27 protein-coding genes and 1 tRNA gene are annotated in these 15,424 nt (G+C 65.2%); 19 read left to right on the forward strand and 9 right to left on the reverse strand.

The window, feature by feature from the left end; translation table 11 throughout:
- The 16 genes from DFS13_RS32255 to DFS13_RS32320 all read left to right on the forward strand — a co-directional run.
- Positions 1–414: YqaJ viral recombinase family protein (locus tag DFS13_RS32255; RefSeq protein WP_146610035.1), on the forward strand; the 414-nt coding region annotated here is incomplete at its 5' end.
- 157 nt (positions 415–571) lie between these two features.
- On the forward strand, positions 572–1,015 hold the full coding sequence (locus DFS13_RS32260; protein ID WP_249206006.1) for a hypothetical protein: 444 nt from the start codon (positions 572–574) through the stop codon (positions 1,013–1,015).
- Between the two features lie 157 nt (positions 1,016–1,172).
- Complete coding sequence (locus tag DFS13_RS32265; protein ID WP_111442624.1) at positions 1,173–1,877, forward strand: hypothetical protein; 705 nt, start codon at positions 1,173–1,175, stop codon at positions 1,875–1,877.
- A gap of 5 nt (positions 1,878–1,882) precedes the next feature.
- Positions 1,883–2,437 (forward strand): HNH endonuclease, encoded by a 555-nt coding sequence (locus tag DFS13_RS32270; protein WP_181461633.1) that lies wholly within the window; start codon positions 1,883–1,885, stop codon positions 2,435–2,437.
- Between the two features lie 7 nt (positions 2,438–2,444).
- Positions 2,445–3,494, forward strand: coding sequence for a hypothetical protein (locus DFS13_RS32275; protein WP_146610037.1), 1,050 nt, complete (start codon positions 2,445–2,447; stop codon positions 3,492–3,494).
- The gene (locus DFS13_RS32280; protein WP_212243570.1) at positions 3,491–3,817 is read left to right on the forward strand and encodes a hypothetical protein; all 327 of its coding nucleotides are present in this window, start codon (positions 3,491–3,493) and stop codon (positions 3,815–3,817) included. Before DFS13_RS32275 ends, DFS13_RS32280 begins: the two co-directional genes overlap by 4 nt.
- The gene (locus DFS13_RS32285; protein ID WP_181461634.1) at positions 3,810–4,289 is read left to right on the forward strand and encodes an HNH endonuclease; all 480 of its coding nucleotides are present in this window, start codon (positions 3,810–3,812) and stop codon (positions 4,287–4,289) included. Before DFS13_RS32280 ends, DFS13_RS32285 begins: the two co-directional genes overlap by 8 nt.
- Positions 4,286–4,849 carry a helix-turn-helix domain-containing protein gene (locus DFS13_RS40975; RefSeq protein WP_111442599.1) on the forward strand — a complete coding sequence of 188 codons (564 nt, stop codon included), beginning with the start codon at positions 4,286–4,288 and terminating at the stop codon, positions 4,847–4,849. Before DFS13_RS32285 ends, DFS13_RS40975 begins: the two co-directional genes overlap by 4 nt.
- The gene (locus DFS13_RS32295; protein ID WP_111442600.1) at positions 4,833–5,282 is read left to right on the forward strand and encodes a hypothetical protein; all 450 of its coding nucleotides are present in this window, start codon (positions 4,833–4,835) and stop codon (positions 5,280–5,282) included. Before DFS13_RS40975 ends, DFS13_RS32295 begins: the two co-directional genes overlap by 17 nt.
- Positions 5,279–5,587, forward strand: coding sequence for a hypothetical protein (locus tag DFS13_RS32300; protein WP_111442601.1), 309 nt, complete (start codon positions 5,279–5,281; stop codon positions 5,585–5,587). Before DFS13_RS32295 ends, DFS13_RS32300 begins: the two co-directional genes overlap by 4 nt.
- Positions 5,580–6,065 (forward strand): DUF551 domain-containing protein, encoded by a 486-nt coding sequence (locus DFS13_RS32305; protein ID WP_111442602.1) that lies wholly within the window; start codon positions 5,580–5,582, stop codon positions 6,063–6,065. The genes DFS13_RS32300 and DFS13_RS32305 overlap by 8 nt, the downstream gene beginning before the upstream one ends.
- Positions 6,062–6,253: a hypothetical protein gene (locus tag DFS13_RS40035; RefSeq protein ID WP_146610039.1), complete on the forward strand. Its 192-nt coding sequence runs from the start codon at positions 6,062–6,064 to the stop codon at positions 6,251–6,253. Before DFS13_RS32305 ends, DFS13_RS40035 begins: the two co-directional genes overlap by 4 nt.
- The gene (locus DFS13_RS40040; RefSeq protein ID WP_146610041.1) at positions 6,250–6,606 is read left to right on the forward strand and encodes a hypothetical protein; all 357 of its coding nucleotides are present in this window, start codon (positions 6,250–6,252) and stop codon (positions 6,604–6,606) included. Before DFS13_RS40035 ends, DFS13_RS40040 begins: the two co-directional genes overlap by 4 nt.
- Complete coding sequence (locus DFS13_RS41245; protein ID WP_111442603.1) at positions 6,546–6,815, forward strand: Lar family restriction alleviation protein; 270 nt, start codon at positions 6,546–6,548, stop codon at positions 6,813–6,815. The genes DFS13_RS40040 and DFS13_RS41245 overlap by 61 nt, the downstream gene beginning before the upstream one ends.
- A complete protein-coding gene (locus DFS13_RS32315; RefSeq protein WP_111442604.1) occupies positions 6,812–7,144 on the forward strand; it encodes a DNA-binding protein in 333 nt (110 codons plus the stop codon). Before DFS13_RS41245 ends, DFS13_RS32315 begins: the two co-directional genes overlap by 4 nt.
- On the forward strand, positions 7,141–7,407 hold the full coding sequence (locus DFS13_RS32320) for a pyocin activator PrtN family protein (protein ID WP_111442605.1): 267 nt from the start codon (positions 7,141–7,143) through the stop codon (positions 7,405–7,407). The genes DFS13_RS32315 and DFS13_RS32320 overlap by 4 nt, the downstream gene beginning before the upstream one ends.
- A gap of 223 nt (positions 7,408–7,630) precedes the next feature.
- Here the strand turns inward: DFS13_RS32320 and DFS13_RS32325 are convergent, their stop codons facing one another.
- The 6 genes from DFS13_RS32325 to ssuD all read right to left on the reverse strand — a co-directional run bounded on the left by DFS13_RS32325 (position 7,631) and on the right by ssuD (position 11,492).
- Positions 7,631–7,876 carry a hypothetical protein gene (locus DFS13_RS32325; RefSeq protein ID WP_006495306.1) on the reverse strand — a complete coding sequence of 82 codons (246 nt, stop codon included), beginning with the start codon at positions 7,874–7,876 and terminating at the stop codon, positions 7,631–7,633.
- A gap of 55 nt (positions 7,877–7,931) precedes the next feature.
- Entirely contained in the window at positions 7,932–8,129 is a 198-nt protein-coding gene (locus DFS13_RS32330) for a hypothetical protein (protein ID WP_111442606.1), read from the reverse strand.
- Positions 8,130–8,273: 144 nt separating this feature from the next.
- Positions 8,274–8,489, reverse strand: coding sequence for a molybdopterin-binding protein (locus tag DFS13_RS32335; protein ID WP_006476104.1), 216 nt, complete (start codon positions 8,487–8,489; stop codon positions 8,274–8,276).
- 57 nt (positions 8,490–8,546) lie between these two features.
- Positions 8,547–9,509 (reverse strand): ATP-binding cassette domain-containing protein, encoded by a 963-nt coding sequence (locus DFS13_RS32340; RefSeq protein WP_006484157.1) that lies wholly within the window; start codon positions 9,507–9,509, stop codon positions 8,547–8,549.
- Positions 9,506–10,318, reverse strand: a complete 813-nt coding sequence (gene ssuC, locus DFS13_RS32345; RefSeq protein ID WP_077190440.1) for an aliphatic sulfonate ABC transporter permease SsuC — start codon at positions 10,316–10,318, stop codon at positions 9,506–9,508. Before ssuC ends, DFS13_RS32340 begins: the two co-directional genes overlap by 4 nt.
- Before the next feature lie 16 nt (positions 10,319–10,334).
- Positions 10,335–11,492, reverse strand: a complete 1,158-nt coding sequence (ssuD, locus tag DFS13_RS32350) for an FMNH2-dependent alkanesulfonate monooxygenase (RefSeq protein WP_006495307.1) — start codon at positions 11,490–11,492, stop codon at positions 10,335–10,337.
- Between the two features lie 340 nt (positions 11,493–11,832).
- Here ssuD and DFS13_RS32355 point away from each other — a divergent pair, with 340 nt between their 5' ends.
- Entirely contained in the window at positions 11,833–12,261 is a 429-nt protein-coding gene (locus DFS13_RS32355) for a hypothetical protein (protein ID WP_006484223.1), read from the forward strand.
- A gap of 132 nt (positions 12,262–12,393) precedes the next feature.
- Here the strand turns inward: DFS13_RS32355 and DFS13_RS32360 are convergent, their stop codons facing one another.
- Genes DFS13_RS32360 through DFS13_RS32370 form a run of 3 tightly spaced genes read right to left on the reverse strand, consistent with a single transcriptional unit; the run spans position 12,394 to position 14,419 of the window.
- Positions 12,394–13,548 (reverse strand): enoyl-CoA hydratase/isomerase family protein, encoded by a 1,155-nt coding sequence (locus tag DFS13_RS32360; protein WP_059723715.1) that lies wholly within the window; start codon positions 13,546–13,548, stop codon positions 12,394–12,396.
- A gap of 31 nt (positions 13,549–13,579) precedes the next feature.
- Positions 13,580–13,912 (reverse strand): multidrug efflux SMR transporter, encoded by a 333-nt coding sequence (locus tag DFS13_RS32365; protein ID WP_373863205.1) that lies wholly within the window; start codon positions 13,910–13,912, stop codon positions 13,580–13,582.
- A 9-nt stretch (positions 13,913–13,921) separates the two neighbouring features.
- Positions 13,922–14,419 (reverse strand): heme-degrading domain-containing protein, encoded by a 498-nt coding sequence (locus DFS13_RS32370; protein WP_006484123.1) that lies wholly within the window; start codon positions 14,417–14,419, stop codon positions 13,922–13,924.
- A 197-nt stretch (positions 14,420–14,616) separates the two neighbouring features.
- Here DFS13_RS32370 and DFS13_RS32375 point away from each other — a divergent pair.
- Together DFS13_RS32375 and DFS13_RS32380 are read left to right on the forward strand one after the other, a co-directional pair.
- Positions 14,617–14,693: transfer RNA gene (locus tag DFS13_RS32375), tRNA-Met, on the forward strand.
- Positions 14,694–14,876: 183 nt separating this feature from the next.
- On the forward strand, positions 14,877–15,422 hold the full coding sequence (locus tag DFS13_RS32380) for an NUDIX hydrolase (RefSeq protein WP_006484214.1): 546 nt from the start codon (positions 14,877–14,879) through the stop codon (positions 15,420–15,422).
- Positions 15,423–15,424: the final 2 nt, after the last annotated feature.

The following is a 15,424-nucleotide window of genomic DNA, read 5'->3' on the forward strand; positions in this document are numbered from 1 at the left end:
GAGCCATTCGGCCGCGAGCAGGTCGAGCTCGTGACGGGCCACATCATCGCGCCCGGCGGCTTCTTCACGCACCTGCGTTACGAGTTCCTCGGCGCATCGCCTGACGGCTTAATCGGCGACGACGGCGGCTACGAATCGAAATGCCCGATGGACGAGGCCGTGCATATCAACACGCTGCTGAACGGCATGCCGGACGACCACGTCGCCCAGGTGCAGGGCGGGATGCTTGTCACCGGCCGGCGCTGGTGGCTGTTCGCCTCGTACGACCCTCGCGTGCCCGAGCCGTACAGCCTCTACACGCAGATCGTGCCGCGCGACGACGCGTACATCGACAGCGTGCTGCTGCCTGGCCTGTTGCAGTTCGAGGCCGAGGTGAACGACACGATAAAGCGGCTGCAGCAGCGAGTCGCGTAACCCTCCCCTCACCACCCGGAGCAACCATGTTCGAAATCAAAGACAGCACCTCGCGAAGATCGTCAGCTGCACGAACGTTTCCGAGAAGCACGGCGCCGAGCGCGTTCCCGCGATCTCGGTCGGCCTCTACATCGTCGGCGGCGGCGATCTGCTCGATATGTTCGACCCGGCGCTGCGCGGCATGCTCTACCGCCGGCCGCTGCCGAAGCCCGGCGAACTCGAAATGGAGCACGACGGCCTGACCGAGCTGCGCTTCCCGTTCATGCGCAATCTCGTGTGGGACAGAAATTACGAAGGGTATCTGCTGCGCCTCCACATCGGCGCGACTGGTGCCGAGGACGTGCTGCTCGCCGAGTGCGGCCTGAAGGACATTCGGTTCACCACGCAGGAAGGCGGCTCGGTGGGCGTGCACTTCAAGATCATCGCACACCCAAAGGACGAGGTTGACCACGGGAAGATCGCGACGCGTCTGCAGCAGGAGATCGGCATCACGCTGACGCCTCCGGACAACTACGTCGATCCGGGACTTTTCGGCCATGCGCAGGACGACGACGACCGAGATCCATTCGAAGGCAGCGACCTCGCACACGAAGCGCACTGACCCACCTGCCGCGCGCCCCACTCGCGCGGCAACCCGGCTTCAATGCCGTCCGCGTGGGTGATGGGTGGGCGCCGTCACGCCGGCTTATTCATGTCAACGCTGCCACATGCGAACCGCGCGGACGACATTGATGCTGTTCTACTGATTGAGGATGACGATGAGCAAAGAACGACCGATCCAATTCAGCGGCCCGATGGTGCGCGCTGTGCTCGAAGGACGGAAAACGCAGACGCGGCGTGCGATGACGCCGCAGCCGTTCTTCGATGACCGTGGCCTTCTGTGGTGGCACTGGTCGAAGCACGCGGGCAGCGCCTGCGATCAGCCTGTCGGTGCACCGTCCGACGCGTGGCTCGCGCGCAGCCCGTACGGCGTGCCCGGCGACCACCTCTGGGTGCGCGAGACATTCGTCGCATACGGCCGATGGGAAACGCGATTCAGCGCAAAGAAGGGACGCGACGAGTGGCACTTCGTCGACATGACGCTGGAAACCGGCCGCGAGTACCGCTTCGACAGCGCGGCGCCGAACGCCAAGCGCGGATGCGCGACGCCGGCATGGTGGCGTCGCCCGTCGATCTTCATGCCGCGCGCCGCCGCGCGCATCACGCTCGAGATTGCCGGCGTACGCGTCGAACGGCTGCAGTCGATCAACGAAGCGGATGCCATCGCAGAGGGCGTCGAGCCATATGCGATTTATGGCGGGAAGATCGTGAGCTGGAAAGGCGCGCCTGACATGCTGGCCGCGCACGAGACTGCACGGGACGCCTACTGCGACCTTTGGAACGCGATCAATGCCGAGCGCGGCTACGGCTGGGACGCCAACCCGTGGGTGTGGGTCCTCGAATTCAAACGCATTGGAGTATGACCACCATGACCACCACCGACAATAGCCGCGCTGATGCGCTGACGGCGAGTGCACACGTGTTCGAGTTCTACCGGTTCCTGTTCACGTACAACCCGGAAACGGGTGTCCTGATCCGGAAGAAGATGCCTGACTCGCACGGTGGCTTTCGTGACTGTCACCACGTCGTGCAGTCGACGAACGGCAAGGGCTATCTCGTCGTGCGCGTCAATGGCCACAACCGCCGTGTCCATCGCCTGGTCTGGGAAATGCACTACAGCGTCGATGCGCCGCCTGTCATGGATCACGAAAACCATGTCCGCGGCGATAACCGGATCGCCAATCTGCGGCCTGCGACGCTGTGCAGCAACAACCAGAACGCCATGAGGAAGCCGGGCAGCACATGTCCATACCGCGGCGTGCGATACGAGCGTCACATCGGCAAATACCGGGCGCAGATCACCGTAGGCGGCAAGTACATCAACCTGGGATTCCATGCCGATCCTGAGATCTGCGCCCACCGATACAACCGAGCCGCCATCGAACTGCATGGCGAGTTTGCAATCCTGAATGCTGTTAGCTGAGTCCATGATGAGTGAACAACCGAAGAAATCTGTCGAGCAGCACGAAGCAGCGCCGTGCAACGCGCTGACTGATCTTGTGGAGAGCTACGGTCGAGCGCTTCTTGCTCAACGTACCGATGAGGCTGCAGCTATTCTCGACTGCATCCGTCGAAGCGATGCCTCACCATCCGCCCCGCTCGAAGGCACGGGCAATGGGGCGATCGTGGAACGGTTGCGTCTGCTGATGTCGGGCGATCCGATGCTCTGCAAGACCAATCTCGCCCGTGCCACGCTCGGACAGGCAATCGACGCCCTCTCCCGCACCCCTCGCACTGAGGTGGCGGGAGCGGTGCCGGAAGGGTGGACGCTTGTGCCGGTCGAGCCGACCGAAAAGATGATCTCCGAAGGCTCCTGCGCACAATCGTTGCCCGGCCCGCACTACATCAGCGAGGCGGCCGCCAAGGCATGTTGGAAACACATGATCGCCGCAACGCCTCCCTCCGCAGATGCAGCGGCAGAGGACAAGTACGTCATCGAGCGCCTGAGCACGGTGCTCGCGGGGGTCGCGGCGGCGCTGCTCGGCGAGGAAGCTGACCGCCCTGCCGCTGAAACGCTCCAGAAGCTGCCCGAGGAAGCCGCGAAACTTCGCCTCGAACTTGACCTTTACCGGGCGCAAGCCGCAGATGCAGCGGCAGCGCCGGCAGACGAGCGGGCGCAATGCATCGAATGGGCGACAGCAAACGGGTTCACGAAGTACCACGAGTCCATGTGCGCCGCATGGGAAGAGCGCGCGCGTCGCGCGATAGCGTCGCAGCCCGCAGCGGCAGCGGGGCAAGAGGCGGAGCCGTTCGGATGGGCTCAGCCACGAGGCGGCAACTACTTCACGCGTAACAAATCAAGCGCCGACAGAATCGGGGGATTGATTCCCGTCTACACCGCCCCGCCTGCGCAGGTCGCCACTCGGCAGGGGCTGACGGACGAGCGCATCGAGGCAATGGCAAATGCGTGCGGCTTGCATGGGGCACGGAAGGCGGTGGTTCAGTGCGTCCGCGCCCTTCTCGAAGGAGCCAAGCAATGATGACCCTCTCCCAGTACTTGCTCGTCAAGATCGCGGAGGAAGCCGCCGAGGTCGCGCAGATTGCCCTCAAGACGGCTCACTTCGGCCTGAGCGAGACGCAGCCGGGCCGCGCTGAATCCAACGCGCAGCGTATCTACGCCGAGTTGAACGACCTGAACGCGATGGTGCTGCGGCTGAACGATGTCGCGTTCGGCGAATTCCATTACGAGCCGGACCATATCGCGATGTCGCAAAAGATGGCGAAGGTCGAGCACTACCTCGCGTATTCGCGATCACTCGGGCTCGTTGAAGCGGACACGACAGAGGACGCCAAGCATGACTAAGACGATCAAAACATCCAAGGGCAAGGAAATTGTCGTAGACGCCAGTGATTTTGATTGGCTTTCTTCATTTTGCTGGCACATCGACAACAAGGGATATGCAATCACGAACGTATCCCTCGGAGGTGGCGACCAAGCTCAGGTCAAACTTCACCGGATGGTGGTCGGCCTCTCCAATGGAGATCCGAAAATCGTTGACCACATCAACGGGAATAAGCTCGATAACAGGAAATGCAATCTTCGAGTGTGCACAAAATCCCAGAACGTGTGGAATCAAGGCCCGCAAAAGACAAACACGACTGGTTACAAGGGGGTATGTAAAACAAAACGCGGCAGGTTTGTTGCTCAGATCGGTTGCCACGGTCGCAAATATCATCTTGGTTCGTTCGATACAGCACAAGAGGCGCACGAAGTGTATTGCCTAGCTGCCGATCTACTTCATGGCGAGTTCGCCAATCACGGGAGGCAATCATGAATGTGACACTGACGGACGACCTGCGCGCAGAACTAGAATGGTGCATCGCCGACGGAAACTGCGGGCCGCGCACGCGAGCAATGCTCGTTGCGCTACGCGCCCTCCTCGCCGCTCAGCAGCCGGAGCCACGTGCATCAACCGCGATACCGCGCGTACACGGTGTTGGCCGTGTCGCCGACAATCCGTGCGCCGTGCTCGTCATGCTGAAGGCAGAGCCCTCTGATGAAACGCTTCGCGCGATCCATGACCGCCTGACCGCCGAGCCGGAGCCGCGCGCCGAGGTGACGGAGGAACAGCCGAGCCTCACGAACCCGCTCACGCCGTACGGCATGCTCGTGCGCGCGCTGCGGATCGTCTCGGGTACGACGCTGATGGATATGGCGGAGCACCTTGGCCGCGGCCCCGCAGAGCTGTCGGCCATTGAATTCGGGCGCAAGCCGGTGCGTGATGCTGACATCGTAGACGCGGCGCACTTCTTCGCGTGTGCTGGCATTCAGAGCACAACGCATGCGCTGACGATCGCCGCTCGCGCAGGAGGTCAGCATGCCGATCAAGCCTGAGAACCGCAGCCGCTACCCGGCCAACTGGCCGGAGATCCGCGCGCGCATCCTCGCCCGGGCCAACAACCGCTGCGAGCAGTGCCACGTCGCGAACGGCGACACCATCACGCGCGGCGTCGACAAGGATGCCGGAACGTTCCAGCGCTTCTCGGGAGAAGGAGAAGTCTATGCGGCCGACGACGGCCGCGTGCTCGGCTTCTGCCGGGCATCCGAGTACAGCAGCAACGGCCGGTGGACGACGATCGTGCTCACGATCGCGCATCTCGACCATGTGCCGGAGCACGTGTCCGACGACAACCTGAAGGCGCTGTGCCAGCGCTGCCACCTTGCCTACGACGCGGAGCACCATCGCGCGAACGCCGCCGCGACGCGCCGCTCGCGCAAGGCAATCGGCGATCTGTTCGACGCCGCCCGCACCGGAGCCTCATCATGAACGAGTCGATTCTGTCGCGCGAGGAAGTCGAGGCACTCGCGCATCGCATCTGCGCCCGGTACATCCACTCCGAGAACATCCATCTGCGCCAGTACACGTTCGGGATCACGACGCTGGAGCAGTTCGCGCAAGCCTACGAGGCTGCATTGCTGGAGAAGCTGTGCGGGGAGCCGGTGGCGTGGATGGTTCTCGCCGCGAACACTGGATCGCCGTGCGAGGTGACGCTCCATAAGAGCGAGACGGAAGCGCTGCGGCAAGACTGTGTTATCCCGCTATACAGCATCAAGGAGAAGCACCATGGATGAGCGCGAGATGTTCGAGGCGAAGCTCGTGGAACTGTCGCAGCGCGACGAAGAGACGTTCGATAAGCCGTTCCCGAATGACGACATCAACGTGCTATGGGCGCTCTGGCAAGTCGCCCGCCGCACCACGCCCGACAGGGAGGCGTGGATCAGCATTGAGGATCGATTGCCGGAAGAAGGTCAAGATGTGGCCTTCGTCGTGAAGGCCGCGAAGGGATCGATTCAGGACTATCTCAACGGCCGCGTGTTGGGTGGCGGGTTCATGATCGTGGGCGGCCATCCGACTTTCACCGTGCCTGGTGTTGGATTCAACGCGTCGCACTGGATGCCCCTGCCTACTGCCCCAGGACAAACGCCAACCCCCTCACCCCGCGACACCCTAATCGAAGAAATAGCCGAAATGGTCGACCACATGGGTGAAGGTCGGAGGCTTGAGGAATACGTGGGGGCGATTCGGGAGATGAAGGGAGGGAAATCGTGAGCGATTTTAAGGCACGAATCGGGCGCGACATCCCGAAGGAAGGCGAGACGCGCGCGGTGTTTTCAATCCGTACATCGCGCGGGAATCGCCTAGAAATGTATGGATTGTTCGACGAGGCAATCGTCATGAAAGCATGGCGCGAACTGTGTGCCAATCTGGCAAAGCGAAATGAGGAAGCCAACCGATGATCGACCAAGACAAGATACGGTTCATGGCAACGCGTTTGCGCGCGATGGATCTAACCACATGCGCAGAAGCCGCCGACGCCATCGACCTCCTACTGGCAGAGGTGGAAGCCGCTGCGGCGGATAAGCGGGATGCGACAGCTTTCCGCGATCTGATGGCGAAAGTTATTCGAGAAATCAACCACGGCGAGTACAACCACCCGTATCGCGGAATCGAGAATGCACCGATGCATGGCCACGAGGTTCCTGGAATTTGGGACTCGGACAACGGAGCAAAAGCCGGAACGCCGTGCGCATGGTGCGCTACGTGGAATGCGGCTCGCGCCGCCCTCGCGCAACGACAGGAGGAATCGTGAGCGAACTGAAGCCTTGTCCGTTTTGTGGCGCCACGGCCGCGGTAGAAAAAATCGGGCGAGATTGGTGGAGACTTAAGGCACTCCACGACGATGAATGTGCGCTTGATTCCGATCACATGCTCCAGGCTCCACATACGCCCGAGGGCCGAGCGTGGGTTATTGCAGCATGGAACCGCCGCGCCCCTGCTAGTGAGGGAGAACAGAAGTGACCAACCGACGCATCAACGGAACCGCCGTGCTCGAAGTCCTGCGTACCGGCACGCACACCGCGCGCGAGATCGCAATCGAGCTCCGGTCATCGCCTGCTGTTGTGCAGTGCTTCCTCGACACGCTGTTCTATGCGGGCCGCATCCGCATCGATCGGCGTGTCACGACAGACACGGCATACGAGGTGATGCCGGCCGCAGTGCCGCGCGCGCCACTCGACACACCGGCTGCCGGACCGCGCCTCGCACCCAACCTGCAATCCACGCTCGCCGGCTACGATCGCGAGATCAGCCGCCGTGTCGAGCTCGCTATGACCACGAGGGGAAAATGAAGACCGCTTTCCTGTTGCTCGCCCAGTACGACGGCCAAGCCGTCATCCCGATCGACGACGTGTGCCGGGACTATTTCGCCCCGCTCACGGTCGCGACGCTGCTGCGGAAGGTCGGCGCCGGCGAAATCCGGCTGCCGGTCGTGCGCATGGAAAAATCGCAGAAAGGCGCGAAGGGAGTCCACGTAGAAGACCTCGCCGCCTACATCGACGCGCGCCGGGCGGCGGCCGTCAAAGAATGCGATCAGCTCTGCGGCCAATGTTGACCGGTCCTACGCGAGTGCTACACGGCGCTCAGCATCCCCACGCGCAGCCTTGCTAGTCAAGGCTGCCGCTTCTTTACCCGGTCCAGTCGAGCATCGGCGCGACGGATACACGGCGGGGAGGAAGCGAGGACGGAACGGACATGGAATTCGGGTACAGGCCAAACGGCACGGAAACAACCCGATATTTTACCGCAATACCGGCGATGCCCGCCCGACACGCGCGCTACCCGCCGCCGAGCTCCGCGTCGACCGCCCGGCGCGCCTCGTCGAACACGCGCTCGATCACGCGCCGTTCGGTGAGCAGCATCCCGTCGACCTTGACCCGCCGCCAGTCGATCCGCACGGCATCGCCCTGCAGCACGCGATAGTGCGCGTGCTCGCCGTCCCAGACCTGCTCGGTTTTCACCTCGATCTCGAAGCCGCGGTACGGCTCGCTGAAATCGCCGAGGTCGCTGCCTCTCGGTTCCATCGCACGCTCCGTGGCGACGCCGCGCCAGGCCGCCCGCGCGGCCGGCGCCGCGCGCTCAATCGTATTCGTCGGACAAAAACGACCGGCCATCGGCCGTCAGGTCGACCCGGTCAGCCGTCGCCTGATAGATCAGCCCGTCATTCAGCAACGCATAGACGACGTCATGGAACGCGGCAGGAACCGGCCGGCTGTCGCCGAACTGGTCGATCCATTTCAGCGCCTCGATGGCTTCGGGGGAAAGGATGGGGGTCATGCGTTGGCCTCCGGCATCGGTGTCGTTCCATCCTAGCACTTCGTCAGGAAGTCGAATACCGAGGCAAACGCGCGGCGCGAACGCCAATGCGGCGCCGGCAGGCACGCTGCCCGCCGACGCCGCACGGGTGCGCGGCACATGCGCTCAGAGGCGTGCGATCGAGACTTCCGTCGACTTCACGAGCGCGACGACTTCGGCGCCGACCTTCAGTTCGAGTTCGTCCACCGAACGGGTGGTGATCACCGACGTGACGATGCCGAACGGCGTCTCGACGTCGACTTCGGAAACCACGGACCCGCGAATGATCTCCTTGACCTTGCCCTTGAACTGGTTACGTACGTTGATTGCAGTGATGCTCATCGGGATGATCGCTCCGAAGAAAAAAGTCTCAGAACGGGCGGCCGGGGCCGCCCGGAATTAAACGGCCCAGCGGATCTGCCCGACCGGTCGAACCTTGTCTGCTTGATGCTCGGCGTCGTGATCGGCCGCGCCGGGGCCGCCGGCGAGCACGCGTTTCAGCACGCGGTCCTCCAGCGCCGCGAATGCGGCCGACGCGCGGGCACGCGGCCGGTCGAGCGGCACCGACTGGTCGAGCGCCACCCGCCCCTGCTCGATCAACAGGATGCGGTCGCCGAGCGCAACGGCCTCCTGCACGTCGTGCGTGACGAGCAGCGCGGTGAACCGATGCTCGCGCCACAGGCGCTCGATCAGCGCATGCATTTCGATGCGGGTAAGCGCGTCCAGCGCGCCGAGCGGCTCGTCGAGCAGCAGCAGTTGCGGCCGGTGCACGAGCGCGCGAGCGAGGGCGACGCGCTGCCGCTGCCCGCCCGACAGTTGCGCGGGCCAGTCGTTCGCGCGCTCCAGCAGCCCGACTTCGTCGAGCACCGCGCGGGCCTGGTCGCGCGCGCCGCGGCCGAGGCCCAGCATCACGTTCTGCAGCACGGTCTTCCACGGCAGCAGGCGCGCATCCTGGTACATGATCCGCGTATCGAGCGCGCCGCCGCCCTCGCCGCGCGTCACCAGCGTGCCGCTGCTCGGTTGCTCGAGTCCCGCGACGAGACGCAACAGCGTCGATTTCCCGCAGCCGCTGCGGCCGACGATCGCGACGAAGCTGCCGCGCGCGATGCCGAGTTCGACGTCGTCGAGCACCGTGCGGGCGCCGAAGCGCTTGCTGACGCCCGACAGCGTGACCGCGTCGTCGGGCGCCGGGCTGCCGCCCGCGCGCCGCCGCGCAAGCGGCACGACCGATGCGCTGCCGTCACGTTCGAGGATCGCCGCGTCGCGCGCGTCGCCGTCCGCGACGCGGGCCTGCGCCAGTTCGGCCTCGAGGTCTGCGCCGGCGAGCGGGCCGTAGGCGGCCGCCGAAGTCGTCGCATTCATGCTTTTGCTCCTGATTGATAGGCGGGGTGCCAGCGCAGCGTCACGCGCTCGAGCCATTTCGCCAGCACGTCGGCCAGCTTGCCGAGCACCGCGTACAGCAGGATGCCGACCACCACCACGTCGGTTTGCAGGAATTCACGCGCGTTCATCGTCATGTAGCCGATGCCCGACTGCGCGGAGATCGTTTCCGCGACGATCAGCATCACCCACATCAGCCCGAGCGCGAAGCGCACGCCGACGAGGATCGACGGCAACGCGCCCGGCAGGATCACGTCGCGGTACAGCGCGAAGCCGCGCACGCCGTAGCTCTTCGCCATCTCGATCAGGTTCGCGTCGACCGAGCGGATCCCGTGATACGTATTGATGTAGACGGGGAAGAACACGCCGAGCGCGACGAGGAACAGCTTCGCCTTCTCGTCGATGCCGAACCACAGGATCACGAGCGGGATCATCGCGAGCGCCGGGATGTTGCGGATCATCTGGATCGTCGAGTCGAGCGCGACCTCGGCAGCCTTCGACAGCCCGGTCGCGAGCCCCAGCGCCAGGCCGACGCCACCGCCGATCGCGAAGCCGAACAGCGCACGCCACGTGCTCACTTTCACGTTTGCCCACATTTCGCCCGACGTCACGAGCGACCAGGCCGCGCGCACGACCGCCACCGGCTCGGGCAACACGCGGGTCGACAGCCAGCCGGTGCGCGCACCGACCTCCCACACCACCAGCAACACGAGCGGCACGAGCCACGGCGCGACGCCGCGCCACGCGCGGGTGGCCACGGCGACGCCGGTCGTCGACGGTTTCGTTGTCATCGCAAGCCTCCGTCGCTCAGCTCTGGCTCGTCTTCGGCAGATAGTTGTTGCCGACGATCTCGCCGAACGGCCCCGACAGCGGACCGGCCGCCTTCTCGACACCCTTGCCCTTGATCAGCGGGAACACGAGTTCCGCGAAGCGATACGACTCCTCGAGGTGCGGATAGCCGGACAGGATGAACGTTTCGATGCCGAGATCCGCGTATTCGCGCATGCGTTCCGCGACCTGCTCGGGATTGCCGACGAGCGCCGTGCCGGCGCCGCCGCGCACGAGCCCCACGCCGGCCCACAGGTTCGGATAGACCTCGAGCGCCTCGCGGCCGCCGCGCTTGCCGCCGTGCAGCGCGGCCATCCGGCGCTGGCCTTCCGAATCCATGTTCGCGAACGCCTTCTGCGCACGCGCGATCGTGTCGTCGTCGAGCCGGCTGATCAGCCGCTCGGCGTCACGCCATGCCTCGTCCTCGGTCTCGCGCACGATCACGTGCAGGCGGATGCCGAACTTGATCTTGCGGCCGCGCGCGTCGGCACGAGCGCGAATGTCGGCGATCTTCTTCGCGACGGCCTCGGGCGGCTCGCCCCAGGTCAGGTAGGTATCGATGTGATCGGCGGCGATCGCGTGGGCGGCCGGCGACGAACCGCCGAACCACAGCGGCGGATGCGGATGCTGCACGGGCGGATAAAGCGCCTTGCCGCCCTTCGACTGCAGGTGCTTGCCGATGTAGTCGAACCCGTCGTTGTCGTGCGATGCGGCGAGCAGCCCGCGCCAGATGTTCAGGAAATCGTCGGTGATCTCGTAGCGCGTGTCGTGATCGGCAAAGAGGCCGTCGCCTTCGAGCTCGGCTGCATCGCCGCCCGTGACGACGTTGATCAGCAGGCGGCCGCCCGACAGACGGTCGAACGTCGCGGCCATCCGCGCGGCCAGCCCCGGCGAAGCGATGCCGGGGCGCACCGCGACCAGGAACTTCAGGCGCTGCGTCGCCGGAATCAGGCTCGATGCGACGACCCACGCATCCTCGCAGGAACGGCCGGTCGGCAGCAGCACGCCGTCGTAGCCGAGCGTGTCCGCCGCCACGGCGACCTGCTTGAAATAATCGTAGTCCGCGGCGCGCGCGCCTTCGGCCGTGCCGAGATAGCGGCTGTCGCCATGCGTGGGAATAAACCAGAACACATTCATCTGCTGCTCCTGCTTGACTGTCACTGCCGAAATTTGAAAAAACGTCGCCCTGCTCGCGTCGCGGAGGAGCGACGCATGCATGGTGTGCATTCGAATCGGGATGGCTCGCCGGTCAGGCCGTGCAGCGGGCGAGGACGCGATCGCACGGCTGTTTCTGAGGAATCAGTCTAGGGATCGGTACAGGGCTTTGGAACGATTTTTTTGAGCTTAGGTTTTCCGCTTTCGTGATTAGCACGACGCTGGAGCGAATATCGCCGCGGCCGGGCCCTATAATGGCGCACCTATCCGAATAACTCCGCGCATACGGCTTCGGCCGTGCGCGCCTGCGGTGCACTCATCGATGCAGAAAGTCATCCTGCCCTTCCTGTCCGGCTTCCTGGCCGCACTGTTCTTCCGCGAGGCCACGCTCGCCCTCCTCCACACGGCCGACCTGATCGCCGCAACCGGCTTCTCGACACAGCCGTTCGCGCCGCTCGGCATTCCTGAATTTGTCGCGAATGCGCTGATCAGCGCGTGCTGCGCGATTCCGATGGCGTGGTTGTTGCGCGTGTCGCCGGAACGCGAAGCATCGTGGATCGGCGCGCTCGTGTTCGGCGGTATCGTGCTGACGGCCGCCCGCGTGTTCGCGATCGATCCGCTGCGCGGCATCTGGCCGTCGGGCAACATGATGCCGGTACTCGCGGCCGGCTTCGCGGCGAATGCGGTGTGGGGCTTCGGCGCGCTCGTGTTCATGCGCGCGTTCATGTCGGACGACGCGGGCGACGAGTAACGCCGGCGCGGGCGACACACCCTTCGGGGTCGGCCCGGCCGACATCCCTGCAAAAAGGCCGCGTGCATGTGCACGCGGCCTTTTCGTTTCTGCGTCGCGCGTCGATCGGCCGCGCGGTCGGGCTGAGCGGCGTCAGTCCTGCAGCTTGCGCAGCGGATGCGTGTCGGGCGTCCACGGGCTGTCGAACATCGCGAGCACGTCGGCGCGGTCGACGTCGGCGGCCGACTTGAAACGCCACACCGGCTGGTGATCCTTGTCGACGATCAGCGCGCGCACGCCTTCGATCACGTCGCCGCGCGCAAACGTCGAGCGCGTGAGATCGAGATCGCGCCGCAGGCAATCGGCCATCGTCGCGCCACGCGCGCGTTCGACGACTTCGAGCGACACGGCCATCGACAGCGGCGACAGTTGCTCGCGCATCGCGTGGGTCGCCTTCTCGACCCACCCGTCGACCGCCGCGCAATCCTGCTCGGCGTCGAGCGATGCGAGGATCGCGTTGATGTCCGGCTGCGCGAAATGCCGATCGATTCCGGCGCGCGCATCGGCGAGCGCCGACGTGTCGGGCGTCGGCACGACCTTGTGCGCGGCGGCCGCCTCGGCCACGCACGCGACGGCCTGCGCACCGCTGTCGATGCGCGCGCCGCGCAGCGTATCGAGCAGTGCCGGCAGCGCGGCATCGGGCAGATAGACGTCGGCAAGTTGTGCGTACAGCGCGCCGGCCGCGTCGAGCGTCGCGCCGGTCACCGCGAGATAGCGGCCGATCGCGCCGGGCGTGCGCGCGAGAAACCAGCTCATCCCGACGTCCGGGAACAGGCCGATGCGTGTTTCGGGCATCGCCATCTTCGTCGAGTCGGTCACGACGCGCAGGCCGCCGGTATGCCGCGCCGCCTGCGAAATCCCCATGCCGCCGCCCATCACGACACCGTGCATCAGCGCGATGTACGGCTTCGGATACGTGAAGATCGCATGGTTCAGCGTGTATTCCTCGATGAAGAACGTATCGACCGCATCGCGGTCGCCGCGCTGCCACGCGTCGTGGAAGAAGCGCACGTCGCCGCCCGCGCAGAACGCGCGCGGATGCGGGCTGTGCACGACGACGGCGACGACGTCGGGGTCGTCGCGCCACGCGTCGAGCGCCTGCTGCATCAGCCGGATCATGCCGACCGACAGCGCGTTCAGCGCCTTCGGCCGGTTCAGTTCGAGAAAGCCGATGCGGTTCGCGACATACGCGCGCACGTCGGGCTGGGGGGATTCGGCGGAAACGGCGGCGGAAGTGGAATCGGTCATGAAAGTCGTCCGGCAAACGGCAGTCGCACGCTCAGTGCGCCTGCATCTTCGAGAACAGGTTCAGCACCACGACGCCGGCGATGATCAGCCCGAGGCCGATCACCGCCGGCACGTCCGGCACCTGGCGATAGAGCAGCATCGCGACGAGCGTGATCAGCACGATGCCGGCGCCCGACCAGACTGCATAGATGATGCCGACCGGCATCGTGCGCAACGTGAGCGACAGGCAGTAGAACGCGACGCCGTAACCCGCGAGGACGAGCACCGACGGCCAGAAGCGCGTGAAGCCGTCCGCCGCGCGCAGCGCGGACGTGCCGATCACTTCCGCGACGATCGCGATCGCGAGCCATGCGTAACCGGGCAGTTGCATCGCTCAGCTCCTTGCGAGGGCCAGTACCGCGTAGTCGTGACCGAGCTCCGCGCACAGCGCCTCGACGACGAACTCGTGGTCCGCGCGCTGCGGCAGCCCGGACGCGGTGATCGAGCCGATCACGCCGGCGCCGGCGACGGTCAGCGGAAACGAACCGCCGTGCGACGCATACTCGGCGACCGGCAGCCCGTGCTTGTCCGCGAGCGTCGCGCCGGCCTGCTGCATGCGCAGGCCGATCGCGTACGAACTGCGACGGAAATGCGCGACGACGTTGCGCTTGCGGCGCACCCAGTCGGCGTTGTCGGGGGTCGCACCGGCGAGCGCCGCATAGAACAGCGGCTGGCCGAACGTGGCGATGTCGATCGCGATCGCATGGCCGCGCGACGTCGCGAGCGCATGCATCCGGTTGCCGAGCGCCCACGCGCGGGCCGGGTCGAAATGGGGAAACACGAGCGCCTGTTCCTGCGCGCCGATCGATTGCAGATCGTGAGCGATGTCCATGAATCCGTCGATGCAGTAATGAGAGTCGCAACGGCGCCGATGCGATCGCGCAGGGCCGCTGCCGGGATGACGACACAAACCGCTCGATTCTAGCGCACGTGCCCCCACGTACCGGCCCCACAAGCGCCCGCCACGGGATTGTCAGAAAACACTTGCGCACCTCCGGGCAACCCCATATAATTCATTTCTTCGACGGACGCGGGGTGGAGCAGTCTGGCAGCTCGTCGGGCTCATAACCCGAAGGTCGTAGGTTCAAATCCTACCCCCGCAACCAACCGTCCAGAATTTCGCAAAAAGCCCGGCCTCGCGCCGGGCTTTTTGTTTTCGTGCGTCCGGGCACCGCGCCCGCGTCGCTCACGCACCCGCCATTTCGCACGACGTGCCGCTCCACGCGCAGGCGTTCGAGAATGCCGCGGCCCGGTGATACACTCGCATCACCTCGTCCCTTCCACTCGACATGAAATTCTGCTCCGTCTGCGGTCACGAAGTCCTCGCGCGCATTCCTCCGGGCGACAACCGCGAGCGCTTCGTCTGCGATCACTGCGGCACGATCCATTATCAGAATCCGCGCAACGTCGTCGGCACGGTGCCGGTCTGGGGCGACCAGATCCTGCTGTGCCGCCGCGCGATCGAACCGCGCTACGGATTCTGGACGCTGCCGGCGGGCTTCATGGAAATGGGCGAAACGACGGCGGAAGCCGCCGCGCGCGAAACGCTCGAGGAAGCCGGCGCGCGCGTCGAGGTGCAGAACCTGTTCACGCTGCTCAACGTGCCGCACGTGCACCAGGTCCACCTGTTCTACCTCGCACGGCTCACCGACCCGGCCTTCGAAGCCGGCGAGGAAAGCCTCGAAGTGAAACTGTTCGACGAAGCCGACATCCCGTGGGACGAGATCGCGTTCCCGACCGTCAGCCAGACGCTACGCTTCTTCTTCGCCGATCGCGCCGCCGGCGACTACGGCGTGCACACCGGCGATATCTTCCGCTCGCTGCGCAACGGCTGAGC

It is taken from the genome of Burkholderia sp. 28_3 (assembly GCF_003253915.1).
Taxonomy (GTDB): domain Bacteria; phylum Pseudomonadota; class Gammaproteobacteria; order Burkholderiales; family Burkholderiaceae; genus Burkholderia; species Burkholderia cenocepacia.

What these genes read in the sequence shown, in the direction of transcription:
- DFS13_RS32260 (WP_249206006.1), top strand. Translation starts at nt 572, where the DNA reads ATGTTCGACCCGGCGCTGCGCGGCATGCTCTACCGCCGGCCGCTGCCG.
- DFS13_RS32265 (WP_111442624.1), top strand. Translation starts at nt 1,173, where the DNA reads ATGAGCAAAGAACGACCGATCCAATTCAGCGGCCCGATGGTGCGCGCT.
- DFS13_RS32270 (WP_181461633.1), top strand. Translation starts at nt 1,883, where the DNA reads ATGACCACCACCGACAATAGCCGCGCTGATGCGCTGACGGCGAGTGCA.
- DFS13_RS32275 (WP_146610037.1), top strand. Translation starts at nt 2,445, where the DNA reads ATGAGTGAACAACCGAAGAAATCTGTCGAGCAGCACGAAGCAGCGCCG.
- DFS13_RS32280 (WP_212243570.1), top strand. Translation starts at nt 3,491, where the DNA reads ATGATGACCCTCTCCCAGTACTTGCTCGTCAAGATCGCGGAGGAAGCC.
- DFS13_RS32285 (WP_181461634.1), top strand. Translation starts at nt 3,810, where the DNA reads ATGACTAAGACGATCAAAACATCCAAGGGCAAGGAAATTGTCGTAGAC.
- DFS13_RS40975 (WP_111442599.1), top strand. Translation starts at nt 4,286, where the DNA reads ATGAATGTGACACTGACGGACGACCTGCGCGCAGAACTAGAATGGTGC.
- DFS13_RS32295 (WP_111442600.1), top strand. Translation starts at nt 4,833, where the DNA reads ATGCCGATCAAGCCTGAGAACCGCAGCCGCTACCCGGCCAACTGGCCG.
- DFS13_RS32300 (WP_111442601.1), top strand. Translation starts at nt 5,279, where the DNA reads ATGAACGAGTCGATTCTGTCGCGCGAGGAAGTCGAGGCACTCGCGCAT.
- DFS13_RS32305 (WP_111442602.1), top strand. Translation starts at nt 5,580, where the DNA reads ATGGATGAGCGCGAGATGTTCGAGGCGAAGCTCGTGGAACTGTCGCAG.
- DFS13_RS40040 (WP_146610041.1), top strand. Translation starts at nt 6,250, where the DNA reads ATGATCGACCAAGACAAGATACGGTTCATGGCAACGCGTTTGCGCGCG.
- DFS13_RS41245 (WP_111442603.1), top strand. Translation starts at nt 6,546, where the DNA reads ATGGTGCGCTACGTGGAATGCGGCTCGCGCCGCCCTCGCGCAACGACA.
- DFS13_RS32320 (WP_111442605.1), top strand. Translation starts at nt 7,141, where the DNA reads ATGAAGACCGCTTTCCTGTTGCTCGCCCAGTACGACGGCCAAGCCGTC.
- DFS13_RS32325 (WP_006495306.1), bottom strand. Translation starts at nt 7,876, where the DNA reads ATGGAACCGAGAGGCAGCGACCTCGGCGATTTCAGCGAGCCGTACCGC.
- DFS13_RS32330 (WP_111442606.1), bottom strand. Translation starts at nt 8,129, where the DNA reads ATGACCCCCATCCTTTCCCCCGAAGCCATCGAGGCGCTGAAATGGATC.
- DFS13_RS32335 (WP_006476104.1), bottom strand. Translation starts at nt 8,489, where the DNA reads ATGAGCATCACTGCAATCAACGTACGTAACCAGTTCAAGGGCAAGGTC.
- DFS13_RS32340 (WP_006484157.1), bottom strand. Translation starts at nt 9,509, where the DNA reads ATGAATGCGACGACTTCGGCGGCCGCCTACGGCCCGCTCGCCGGCGCA.
- ssuC (WP_077190440.1), bottom strand. Translation starts at nt 10,318, where the DNA reads ATGACAACGAAACCGTCGACGACCGGCGTCGCCGTGGCCACCCGCGCG.
- ssuD (WP_006495307.1), bottom strand. Translation starts at nt 11,492, where the DNA reads ATGAATGTGTTCTGGTTTATTCCCACGCATGGCGACAGCCGCTATCTC.
- DFS13_RS32355 (WP_006484223.1), top strand. Translation starts at nt 11,833, where the DNA reads ATGCAGAAAGTCATCCTGCCCTTCCTGTCCGGCTTCCTGGCCGCACTG.
- DFS13_RS32360 (WP_059723715.1), bottom strand. Translation starts at nt 13,548, where the DNA reads ATGACCGATTCCACTTCCGCCGCCGTTTCCGCCGAATCCCCCCAGCCC.
- DFS13_RS32370 (WP_006484123.1), bottom strand. Translation starts at nt 14,419, where the DNA reads ATGGACATCGCTCACGATCTGCAATCGATCGGCGCGCAGGAACAGGCG.
- DFS13_RS32380 (WP_006484214.1), top strand. Translation starts at nt 14,877, where the DNA reads ATGAAATTCTGCTCCGTCTGCGGTCACGAAGTCCTCGCGCGCATTCCT.